We start from the raw sequence: 10,792 nt of genomic DNA, 5'->3' as shown, positions 1-10,792 counted from the left end.
TGGCTTTCGCTTTCCGGTGCCTCCGACACTATCAGATCCGCTTTCCGCCGAGCCAATCGGCGTTCGCATTTCCGTTAGTAATTCGGAAGAGGTGTTGCGGTGCTTCTCGGATCCAATTCCGTGAAGCGGGGTAGAGACTACCCGGACCGCCACTCGTATGTCTACTTCGTGACAACCGTTAGACCCTACCTCCCCCCTCCACCCGTGTCAACGGGTTTTGCGAGGCGTGCTGAAGATTAGCAGGTCAGCCGGGCTGTTTGCACATCGTGCGGCCACCGGCCGGCCATCGCCCGGCAGCGCGGCCGTCACCCGAACGTGGAAGGCGGGCTCTCCAGGTTCTCCAGCTCGATGCCGGGGGCGGCGAGCACGACGTCCCCCGCGAGGTGGACCGTGCTCTGCTCGCCGGTCTGCAGGTCGCTGACCTGGTACTCGTCCACGACCAGCGGGCCGTTGTCAGTGGCGTGTGCTGTCCTGTCTCTCAAGGCCCAGGACTGGTCGAGGGTCCGGGGTGCGAGGACGGGGGAGGTGAGTGCGACGAGCCGGACGCGGGTCGCGGGGGCGCCCGGGGAGAGGCGCAGTAGCCGCGCGGTGGCGACCAGGAAGGCAGGGGACGCCCCGGTGAAGGCGTGGGCGGCGGCGTTTCCCTCCTGGGCGTGCTCGCCGGTGGGGTCGGTGCGGACCCAGGTCACGCCGTCCAGTGCGGCGCCGCGTACCTGCCATCCGCCCGCGTGGAGTTCGAGCCGGATGGGTCGGCCGAGATCGTCGATGGTGAGGTCGACGGATCCCGCTTCCTGGCCGTTCGGCGTGGTGGTGCGGGCGGTGTAGCGCCAGCCGGAGGTGCCGGTGGCGCAGTGGAAGTTCTCTTCGCCGAGGGGGGTGTGATCGTGCGTGTCGTAGAACGAGTAGCGACCGCGGGGCATGGTGGGGGCTTTCGGTTCTCCGAAGGGCGAGGCCCCCGCCGGGAGTACCGACGGGGGCCCGCGCTCGGTGCATCGGTGCTGACCGGGTGGTCGGCCTGCGGATCATTGGTGCGCTGGATCCGCGGCCGGTTGGTCCGGGCGGCGTTGGCCGGATCAGTAGCGGTAGTGGTCCGGCTTGTACGGGCCCTCGACCGGGACGCCGATGTAGGCGGCCTGCTCGGGGCGCAGGGTGGTGAGCTTGACGCCGAGGGCGTCGAGGTGGAGGCGGGCCACCTTCTCGTCCAGGTGCTTGGGGAGCACGTAGACGCCGGTGGGGTAGGCCTGGGGCTTGGTGAACAGCTCGATCTGGGCGATGGTCTGGTTCGCGAAGCTGTTGGACATCACGAACGAGGGATGACCGGTGGCGTTGCCCAGGTTGAGCAGGCGGCCTTCGGACAGCACGATCAGGGTCTTGCCGTCGGGGAAGGTCCAGGTGTGGACCTGGGGCTTGACCTCGGTCTTGACGATGCCGGGGATGTTGGCGAGCCCCGCCATGTCGATCTCGTTGTCGAAGTGGCCGATGTTTCCGACGATGGCCTGGTGCTTCATCTTGGCCATGTCACTGGCCATGATGATGTCCCGGTTGCCGGTGGTGGTGACGAAGATGTCGGCGATCTCGACGACCTCGTCCAGGGTGGTGACCTGGTAGCCGTCCATGGCGGCCTGCAGGGCGCAGATCGGGTCGATCTCGGTGATGATGACGCGGGCGCCCTGGCCGCGCAGCGACTCGGCGCAGCCCTTGCCGACATCGCCGTAGCCGCAGACGACGGCGACCTTGCCGCCGATGAGGACGTCGGTGGCGCGGTTGATGCCGTCGATCAGGGAGTGGCGGCAGCCGTACTTGTTGTCGAACTTGGACTTGGTGACCGCGTCGTTGACGTTGATCGCCGGGAAGAGCAGCGAGCCCGCCTGCTGCATCTCGTAGAGGCGGTGGACGCCGGTTGTGGTCTCCTCGGTGACACCGCGGATCTCCGAGGCGAGGCGGGTCCACTTGTTGGGGTTCTCGGCGAGGGTGCGGTTGAGCAGCTGCAGGATGATGCGGTACTCGTCGTTGTCCGCGGTGGACGGGTCGGGGGCCGATCCGGCCTTCTCGAACTCGACGCCCTTGTGGACGAGCAGGGTGGCGTCACCGCCGTCGTCCAGGATCATGTTGGGGCCGCCGGTGGGGCTGTTCGGCCAGGTCAGGGCCTGTTCCGTGCACCACCAGTACTCCTCCAGGGTCTCGCCCTTCCACGCGAAGACCGGGACGCCCTGGGGGTTGTCCGGCGTGCCGTTGGGGCCGACGGCGATGGCCGCGGCGGCGTGGTCCTGGGTGGAGAAGATGTTGCAGGAGGCCCAGCGGACCTCGGCGCCCAGCGCGACCAGGGTCTCGATGAGGACGGCGGTCTGCACGGTCATGTGCAGCGAGCCGGTGATGCGGGCGCCGGCGAGCGGCTGGGCTTCGGCGTACTCCTTGCGGATCGCCATGAGGCCGGGCATCTCGTGCTCGGCGAGCGTGATCTCCTTGCGGCCGAAGGATGCCAGGGAAAGGTCGGCAACCTTGAAGTCGGGGCTGGTGGAGGTCGACGTCATGCGGTGTGCTCCTCGCGGATCGGGTCGAGGGTGGGCATCGGTCTGTCCGCTGCGGCCGTGCGGCGGGTCCGGGCGGACGCGCCGAAAAGGACCGGGGGTGCCGGTCCTCGTACCGCAGCCCAGCCCGTCGGAGGCCCTCTCTCCCTCGGTCGGTCCGCGCGTTCGGGACCGCCCGACCGCCATCAGCAGCGACGTCTGGCTTCGCTGACGAATCTACACCGAACGGCCCAGCGGGCCCCAGTCCGTCGAGGAAGTCCGGGGCGCGTTCACGGGCTCGGTCGACACTCGTCCTTGGTGATATCGAGGGCGTTCGCCAACTTTCGCTTTCTTCCCAGCGTGTTGCAGGATGCGATCGACGCGAGAACACACTTGGCACTCGCGTACGGACGGCTGAAGGAGATACGACGTGACGAGGCCCGCCGATCCCCCCAAGGACGCGGGGACCCGCGAGGGGTTGAGGCTGCTCGCGATAACCGCCTGTCCCACCGGCATCGCGCACACCTATATGGCCGCGGAGAAGTTGCAGCAGGCCGCGCAGGCGCTCGGGGTCGAGATGAAGGTCGAGACACAGGGTTCGATCGGCGCCGAGAACGTGTTGACTGACAACGATGTCAGGCATGCCGACGGGATCATCGTCGCGGCGGACAAGGACGTCGACCTCAGTCGCTTCGTCGGCAAGCGGGTGCTCAGTGTCGGGGTCTCCGAGGGCATCAGCCATCCGGAGCGGCTGATCGAACGGGTGCGCAGCGCGCCGGTCCACGCGGGCAACGGCGGCGCGCCGTCCGGTGGTGACGTCCGCGGCGGGGAACGCGGCGTCACGTACAAGGCGCTGATGAACGGCGTCAGTTACATGATCCCGTTCGTGGTGGTCGGCGGTCTGCTGTTGGCGGTCTCGTTGGCGTTGGGCGGCCATCCGGACCCGTCGGGCGGTCTGGTCATCCCGAAGGACAGCTTCTGGGCGCATGTGAACGACATCGGCACGATCGGCTTCACGTTGATGGTGCCGATCCTGTCCGGCTACATCGCCTATGCGATCGGGGACCGGCCCGCGCTGGTGCCGGGCATGATCGGCGGCTGGATAGCCAACACCGGTGCGCTGTACGACTCCAAGGCGGGTGCCGGCTTCATCGGGGCGATTGTCACCGGGTTCCTCGCCGGCTATCTGGTGGTGTGGATCAAGAAGGTCAGGGTCCCGAAGTTCGTGCAGCCGATCATGCCGATCATCGTGATCCCGATCGTGGCCACGACCGCTCTGGGCCTGTTCTTCATCTATGTCATCGGCAGGCCGATCTCGTGGGTGTTCGCACACCTGACGAGCTGGCTCAGCGGGATGACGGGGTCCAGTGCGATCGTGCTGGGCGCGATCCTGGGCCTGATGATCGCCTTCGACATGGGCGGCCCGGTCAACAAGACGGCGTTCCTGTTCGGCGCAGGGCTGATCGCCTCCGGCAACCAGACGGTCATGGGCATGTGCGCGGCGGCGATCCCGGTGATGCCGCTCGGTCAGGGCCTGGCGACGCTGGTGCGGCGCCGTCTGTACACCGCCCAGGAGCGCGAGACCGGTATCGCCGCCCTGTTCATGGGCTGCTTCGGCATCTCCGAGGGTGCGATTCCGTTCGCCGCCGCGCGGCCCGCGAAGGTCATTCCGGCGAACATGCTCGGTGGCGCGGTGGCCGGTGCCGTCGCGGGGATGGCCGGGGTGAAGGACGCGGTGCCGCACGGCGGGCCGATCGTGGCGGTACTCGGCGCGGTCGGCGGTGTGCCGGTCTTCTTCGTCGCCGTGGCGATCGGCACGGTGGTGACCGCGTTGACGACGGTGTCCCTGGTCTCGCTTGAGGAGCGCGGGGACGCCGCGCCGTCCACCGATCCGCTGCCGGTGGCGGTCCCGGAGCCCGCCCTGGCCGGTGCCGGGAGTTCGGCGTCCACGCCGGCCGGCGCCGGGCCGGTTGCCCCGGCCGTGGTGACCGCGACGGCCGCGGCGGTCGACGCCACGGCGAAGTCCCCCGCCGCCGCTGAACCCGTCGCCACCAGCGCGGCTCCCATCGCCGTGGCCGAGGGCCCGGCCACCGCAGAACCGGGCGCGGCCACCGCCGTGGCCGTCCCCCCGGCCACCGCCGAACCGAGCGTGCCCCCGGCAACCGCACCGGGCCCTGCCGATTCCCTGGCCGAGGAACCGCCCGCCGCCGCAACCGCTGTCGCCGCGCCGCTCGAGACAGAGGTACTGTCCGGCTATCTGACCGAGCGGACCGTGCGCGAGGAGCTGACCGCGAGCGACAAGGAGTCCGCGATACGGGAGATGGCCGGGTTGTTGGCGCAGACCGGGAAGGTCGCCGATGTCGACGCCCTGGTGGCCGCCGCGCTGGCCCGGGAGGCGCAGGGGACCACGGGTCTCGGCGAGGAGATCGCGATACCGCATGCCAAGACGGATGCGGTGACCGCGCCGGTGGTCGGGTTCGCGCGGTCCGGCGAGGGGATCGAGTGGGGCGCCCTGGACGGGACGAAGGCGAAGCTCGTCTTCATGATCTCGGTGCCGGAGGCGGCGGCCGGGGACGAGCATCTGCGAATCCTGGCGCTGCTGTCCCGCAAGCTGATGGACACCGGTTTCCGCGAGCGGTTGGCGACCGCGCCGACCCGTGCCGAGATCATGCGGGTGCTGTCGGAGGTGCGGTAGCGCGACGCCCCCGGCTGCTCACCGGAGCTGCCGGGGGCGTACCCGGCGTCAGGCGACGACGGTCGCGCGGAAGAGCGTGCCCGCACCGTCGAGCGTGACCCGCTCGTCGGCCGGGACGAACGCCGACTCACCGCGCCCCAGGGTGAGTTGGGTGTCGCCGGGTCCGTGCAGCGTCACCTCGCCCGCGGTGCACAGCAGGATCTGCGGGGTGCGGTCGCCGAGGGAGCGGGGGCGGCCGCCGGGGGCGAGGGTGTAGCGGGAGAGCCGGAACTCGTCGATCGGGGTGTCATAGACCTCTTCGCCGTCACCGCTGTCCTCCGGGCGCAGCACGCCCGCGTCGCCGGACTCGAAGCGGACGATGCGCATCAGTTCGGGGACGTCGATGTGCTTGGGGGTGAGGCCGCAGCGCAGCACGTTGTCGGAGTTGGCCATGATCTCCACACCGAGTCCGCCCAGGTAGGCGTGCGGCACTCCGGCGCCGAGGTAGAGCGCCTCGCCGGGCTGCAGTCGTACGTGGTTGAGCAGCATGGCGGCGATGACGCCGGGGTCGCCCGGGAAGTGGTCGGCGGCGGACGCGTAGGCGGCGTAGTCGTCCGCGAACCTGCCGTCCTCGGTGGCGAGTCGGGCCGCGGCCTCGGTGGCCTCCTCGACGGTCCCGGCCATCTCCTCGCGGTCGGCGCCCAGTACGGCGGCGAGGACCTCGCGCAGTGCCTCGTCCTCGGGGCGGGCGCGCAGGATGTCCACGTACGGCTTGAGGGAGTTGACGCCCAGGCCTTCGAGGAGTTCGGCGGCCTCGGCGGGGTGCCGGAAGCCGCACAGCCCGTCGAAGGGCGTCAGCGCGCAGATCATCTCCGGCTTGTGGTTGGCGTCCTTGTAGTTGCGGTGCGGTGCGTCGACGGGGACGCCGCGGTCCTCCTCGTCGGCGAATCCGGCCTTGGCCTGTTCGAGGTCCGGGTGCACCTGGACGGACAGCGGGGCTCCGGCCGCCAGCACCTTGAGGAGGAACGGCAGCCGGGGGCCGAAGCGTTCGACGGCGGGCTTGCCGAGTTCGCCGTACGGATCCGCGTCGATGATCTCGTTGAGCGGCGCCAGGCCGGTGCCGCGGTCGAGTCGCGAGGGCGCGCCGGGGTGAGCGCCCATCCACAGTTCGGCCTGCGGTTCACCGGTGGGTTCGGTGCCCAGCAGTTCGGGGATGGCGGTCGTGGAGCCCCAGGCGTAGGGGCGCACGGTGTTGACGAGGCGGTCCATGCGGTCAGGTGTTCCTATTCGGTGCGTGTCGGGTGCGTCCTTCGGGCGCACGGCGGCGTCATGCCGATGATCCCTCAGCCGGGGTGAGCGCCAGGTAAACGGCGGCGAAATCGGTGAGGGCGAGAAGTTCGGCGAGGGTTTCGGCGGGGCTGCCGTCGGCCGCGTCGATCTCGCTGAGCGGTGTGCCGTGGGCGTTGGCCGCTTCGACGGCCGCGGTGGCGGGCTCGGTCTCCGGTTCGCGCAGCAGCACGATCCGCAGCCGTAGTCCGTCGGGTTCCTCGACGCGGTCGCGGAAGAAGTCGTCGAGGTCGTCACCGGCGGGGGTCAGGGTGCCGTCGAGCAGCGCGCGGTGTTCCGCGATGGCCTCGGGCAGTGCCGCCGCGAGTGCCGGGCGGCCCGCCAGTGAGGTCAGGACGGCGGCGAAGCGGCGGGCGGCCGGGGCGACGGTGGCGCCCTCGCTCCACACCAGCGGTAGGGAGTGGGCGAGTTCGACGGCGAGGGCCTTGGCCGGGTTGCGGTAGGTCTCGGCGGCCGGGCCGAAGCGTTCCGCGGCGGCGTCGAGCCGGTCGGCGACGGCCGCCACGACGTCCGGCGGGGCGGACAGCAGCCCCATCCGGTCGGCGAGTGAGAGCAGCGGGGTGAGCAGCGCCCAGAACGCTCCCGGATCCGGTGGAACATCTGGTTCCGTGCCGTGGGCGGCGTCGTAGGCCTCGGTGGCGGTCGGGCGGTACGGCGGCGGTGCGAAGGGCAGCGCCAGGCCGTGCGCCTGCTGGAGCGCGCCGGTCAGCGGGGTTCCGGACGGGGCGACTCCGGCGACCGTGCAGCCGCGCCGGTAGGCCTGCTCCACGAGGCCGGTAAGGCCCGGTTCGGTGCCGTCGGCGGTGGTGAGCAGCAGCAGGTCGAGCGGTCCGGCCCAGCCGGGCAGCGTCCAGCGCAGTTCCTGTGCGGTGGGGGCGCTGCCGGTGGGGGCGAGCGGTAGGACGGGGCAGGCGGCGAGGCCGCCGAGCAGGTCGGCGAGCTGGCCGGGGGCCGAGCCGGGACCGGCGATGAGGAGGGTGCGCGGGCGGCCGTCGGGCTTGAGGTCGCCGAGCCCGGCCTCTGCCGCGGCCCGGGCGGCGGTTCTCACCCGGGCGCCTGCCGCGGCCACGCTGGGCAGCAGCCCGCCGGTGTCCGCACGGGCTAGGGCGTCGGGACTGTCGAGCAGGGCCTCGTCGAGCATCGTGTCCTCCGGCCTGGTGCCGTCGCGCCCGGTTATGCCGGGCGACGGGCCTCGTCGATGAGGAGCACCGGGATGTCGTCCCGTACCGGGTAGGCCAGGCCGCAGGTCTCGCCGGTGCAGATCAGCTCGGGCTCGGCGGCGTCGGCGGCGCTCTGGCGGAGCGGGGCGTGGCAGGCCGGGCAGGCGAGGATCTCCAGGAGGCTGGCTTCGAGCGGCATGGGGGCGTGTCCTCTTCGGCGGGTGATGGATGGTAGGGCGGTACGGGCCGGTGCGGCGACCGGGCCGCCTGGTCGTGTGGCCGCGCCGTTGTCGGTACGGCGTGGTCAGCGTACCGCCGGGAGGGGTCCGGCGGGGGTCCGGGGAAGGATCCCCGGACCCCCGCCAAGCGGGTGGTTCAGGCGCGGACGATCGCCAGGACCTCGTCGCGCAGCCGCTCGACGGTGGCGGTGTCCCGGGCCTCGACGTTGAGCCGGAGGAGCGGCTCGGTGTTGGAGGGGCGCAGGTTGAACCACCAGTCGCCGCCGGTGACGGTCAGGCCGTCCAGTTCGTCGAAGGAGACCCCCTCGCGGCCGTCGAACGCGGCGCGCACCGCGGCGGTGCGCTCGGCCTGGTCGGCGACGGTGGAGTTGATCTCACCGGAGGCGGCGTACCGGTCGTACTCGGCGACCAGCTCGGACAGCGGGCGCTGCTGGCCGCCGAGCGCGGCGAGGACGTGCAGCGCGGCGAGCATGCCGGTGTCGGCCTTCCAGAAGTCCCGGAAGTAGTAGTGCGCGGAGTGCTCGCCGCCGAAGATCGCGCCGGTGCGGGCCATCTCCTGCTTGATGAAGGAGTGGCCGACGCGGGTGCGCACCACCTGGCCGCCGTGCTCCTTGACGACCTCGGGCACCGACCAGGAGGTGATCAGGTTGTGGATGATCGTCTCGCCGGGGTGCTTGGCCAGTTCGCGGGCGGCGACCAGGGCGGTGATCGCGGACGGGGAGACCGGCTCGCCGCGCTCGTCGATGACGAAGCAGCGGTCGGCGTCGCCGTCGAAGGCCAGGCCAATGTCGGCGCCGACCTCGCGGACCTTGTGCTGGAGGTCGACCAGGTTCTTGGGGTCGAGCGGGTTGGCCTCGTGGTTGGGGAAGGTGCCGTCGAGCTCGAAGTACATCGGGGTGAGGTCGATGGGCAGGCCGTCGAAGACGGTGGGCACGGTGTGGCCGCCCATGCCGTTTCCGGCGTCGACCGCTACCTTCAGCCGGCGGATGCCGCTGAGGTCGACCAGCTGGCGCAGGTATCCGGCGTAGTCGGCGAGCACGTCGCGCTGGGTGATGGTGCCCGGGGTGGCGTCGGTGGCGGGCAGGCCGGTCTCCAGCCACTGCTCGGCCAGCTCGCGGATCTCGGCGAGGCCGGTGTCCTGGCCCACGGGGGCGGCGCCCGCCTTGCACATCTTGATGCCGTTGTACTGGGCCGGGTTGTGGCTGGCGGTGAACATCGCGCCGGGCAGGTCGAGCTCGCCGGAGGCGAAGTACAGCTGGTCGGTCGAGCACAGCCCGATCTCGGTGACGTCGGCGCCACGGGAGGCGGCGCCCTCGGCGAAGGCGCGGGCCATGCCCGGGGAGGACGGGCGCATGTCGTGGCCGACGACGATCGCGTCGGCGCCCGTCACTGTGGCGAAGGCCGCGCCGAACAGCTCGGCGAGCTCCTCGTCCCACTGGTCCGGGACGACACCGCGGACGTCGTACGCCTTCACGATCTGACTCAGGTCGGGCACAGCGGCTCCAGGTTCAACAGCGCCGGGCGACGCGGCACGGGGGTGGACAACTGGCCCCCCAACCTACCCGGCGAAACTGAGTGCCCTTGGCGTACGTCCGGTGAACCGGGGGCGGCGCCCACCCCAACGGTGGGGGCGGGGTGCCGCTGACCTACGGTTCGGGCGAGCGCAGCACCCGCAGATGGCCGCGCCGGGCGACCTCCACGGGGTCCCCCTCACGGGTGGCCTGCGGCCGGTCCTGGGGGCGGGCCGCCTCCCGCACGGCGTTGGCCAATGCTTCGAGGTCGTCGCCGGTGGGGCGGGTGGGCCCGGAGTCGACGGCGAGCCGGACGACCTCCCAGCCGCGGGGGGCGGTCAGCCGGGCGGAGTGCTCGGAGCACAGGTCATAGCAGTGCGGCTCGGCGTAGGTGGCGAGCGGGCCGAGGACGGCCGTCGAGTCCGCGTAGACGTACGTCAGCGTCGCGACGGCGGGACGACCGCACGCGGTGCGCGAACAACGACGTACAGGGCTCACGACGTTGGACGGTACCGCACTCTTGAGCGGGCCGCGACGACTCTCCACGACCTCACCCGCTCGTGTCGTCCTGGTTCACCGGGATCGCCCGATCTTGTGACGTACGGTCCTACCTGCACGGCAGGCCCAAGCAATGGCCAGAGCCGCTTTCGGAGGCGGTCAACGGGCGGAGCAAATCGCGCCAATTGTGGTATGTCGCACGATCAGCGATGCGGATATGTGCGGTCTCGTTTGCACCCCGAACGCACATTGCCCGACATAACACCGGTTGTAAGCCGCCTGGGCGAAGCCCCACCCGCTCCCGGCGCCACGTCCCGCGCCCGTAGGGAGATCCAATACCGTGCCGTCACCATGCCCCGCACGGTGACGGCTACGCTTCGACATGATGGACACCCCTGTTCCGCCCCCCACTGAGCGGGCGGCCCGTCGGCGCGACCGCCATGGGCGCGGTATGCGCGGACCGCTCGCGCCGCCTCAGGTGCCGCTGTCGGTGAGCCGTTCCGACGCCTTCGACGACCTGGTGCGGGACGCCGCGGAACGCCTGGAGCGCCGCTGGCCGCAGCTGGCGGAGGTCGAGTTCGCGGTACAGGACGTACCGCCGCCCACCCCGGACCTGGCCGAAACCGACGTCGTCCCGCTCGGCCAGCTGATCACCGCGGGCGCCTCGGGCAAGGGCCCGCGCAACCGCATCGTGGTCTACCGGCGGCCGGTGGAGATCCGGGCCAAGGGCCGCGACGAGCGGGCGCTGCTGGTCCACGAGGTCGTGGTCGAGCAGGTCGCGGAGTTGCTCGGGCTCTCACCGGAGAACGTGGACCCGCGCTACGGCGAGGAGTGATCGGGGGCGAGGCCCCCGGCC

General features: G+C 71.2%; 9 protein-coding genes. 2 read left to right on the top strand and 7 right to left on the bottom strand.

Annotated elements, in window-relative coordinates; all coding sequences use genetic code 11:
* Nucleotides 1-305: 305 nt before the first annotated feature.
* Nucleotides 306-920 carry a hypothetical protein gene (locus O5O46_RS14620; protein WP_269855821.1) on the bottom strand — a complete coding sequence of 205 codons (615 nt, stop codon included), beginning with the start codon at nucleotides 918-920 and terminating at the stop codon, nucleotides 306-308.
* Between the two features lie 153 nt (nucleotides 921-1,073).
* Nucleotides 1,074-2,531, bottom strand: a complete 1,458-nt coding sequence (ahcY, locus tag O5O46_RS14615) for an adenosylhomocysteinase (RefSeq protein ID WP_269855820.1) — start codon at nucleotides 2,529-2,531, stop codon at nucleotides 1,074-1,076.
* Nucleotides 2,532-2,937: 406 nt separating this feature from the next.
* Between ahcY and O5O46_RS14610 the strand changes: the two genes are divergently transcribed.
* Complete coding sequence (locus O5O46_RS14610; RefSeq protein ID WP_269855819.1) at nucleotides 2,938-5,202, top strand: fructose-specific PTS transporter subunit EIIC; 2,265 nt, start codon at nucleotides 2,938-2,940, stop codon at nucleotides 5,200-5,202.
* Between the two features lie 48 nt (nucleotides 5,203-5,250).
* On the opposite strand, the gene manA is transcribed toward O5O46_RS14610, so the two are convergent.
* The 5 genes from manA to O5O46_RS14585 form a co-directional block, all read right to left on the bottom strand.
* Entirely contained in the window at nucleotides 5,251-6,450 is a 1,200-nt protein-coding gene (manA, locus tag O5O46_RS14605; protein ID WP_269855818.1) for a mannose-6-phosphate isomerase, class I, read from the bottom strand.
* A gap of 58 nt (nucleotides 6,451-6,508) precedes the next feature.
* Nucleotides 6,509-7,669, bottom strand: coding sequence for an SIS domain-containing protein (locus O5O46_RS14600; RefSeq protein ID WP_269855817.1), 1,161 nt, complete (start codon nucleotides 7,667-7,669; stop codon nucleotides 6,509-6,511).
* Nucleotides 7,670-7,701: 32 nt separating this feature from the next.
* On the bottom strand, nucleotides 7,702-7,887 hold the full coding sequence (locus tag O5O46_RS14595) for a Trm112 family protein (RefSeq protein WP_269855816.1): 186 nt from the start codon (nucleotides 7,885-7,887) through the stop codon (nucleotides 7,702-7,704).
* A 176-nt stretch (nucleotides 7,888-8,063) separates the two neighbouring features.
* Nucleotides 8,064-9,422, bottom strand: a complete 1,359-nt coding sequence (locus tag O5O46_RS14590) for a phosphomannomutase/phosphoglucomutase (protein ID WP_269855815.1) — start codon at nucleotides 9,420-9,422, stop codon at nucleotides 8,064-8,066.
* Between the two features lie 151 nt (nucleotides 9,423-9,573).
* On the bottom strand, nucleotides 9,574-9,984 hold the full coding sequence (locus O5O46_RS14585) for a DUF3499 domain-containing protein (protein WP_269855814.1): 411 nt from the start codon (nucleotides 9,982-9,984) through the stop codon (nucleotides 9,574-9,576).
* A 337-nt stretch (nucleotides 9,985-10,321) separates the two neighbouring features.
* Between O5O46_RS14585 and O5O46_RS14580 the strand changes: the two genes are divergently transcribed.
* Nucleotides 10,322-10,771 (top strand): metallopeptidase family protein, encoded by a 450-nt coding sequence (locus tag O5O46_RS14580; protein ID WP_269855850.1) that lies wholly within the window; start codon nucleotides 10,322-10,324, stop codon nucleotides 10,769-10,771.
* Nucleotides 10,772-10,792 lie beyond the last annotated feature (21 nt).

Source organism: Streptomyces sp. RPT161, from assembly GCF_027533845.1.
GTDB lineage: Bacteria > Actinomycetota > Actinomycetes > Streptomycetales > Streptomycetaceae > Streptantibioticus_A > Streptantibioticus_A silvisoli_A.
This window is presented reverse-complemented; position numbering and strand designations above follow the sequence as displayed.

Coding starts and splice junctions, on each gene's coding strand:
- O5O46_RS14620 (WP_269855821.1), bottom strand. CDS start 920: ATGCCCCGCGGTCGCTACTCGTTCTACGACACGCACGATCACACCCCC.
- ahcY (WP_269855820.1), bottom strand. CDS start 2,531: ATGACGTCGACCTCCACCAGCCCCGACTTCAAGGTTGCCGACCTTTCC.
- manA (WP_269855818.1), bottom strand. CDS start 6,450: ATGGACCGCCTCGTCAACACCGTGCGCCCCTACGCCTGGGGCTCCACG.
- O5O46_RS14600 (WP_269855817.1), bottom strand. CDS start 7,669: ATGCTCGACGAGGCCCTGCTCGACAGTCCCGACGCCCTAGCCCGTGCG.
- O5O46_RS14595 (WP_269855816.1), bottom strand. CDS start 7,887: ATGCCGCTCGAAGCCAGCCTCCTGGAGATCCTCGCCTGCCCGGCCTGC.
- O5O46_RS14580 (WP_269855850.1), top strand. CDS start 10,322: ATGGACACCCCTGTTCCGCCCCCCACTGAGCGGGCGGCCCGTCGGCGC.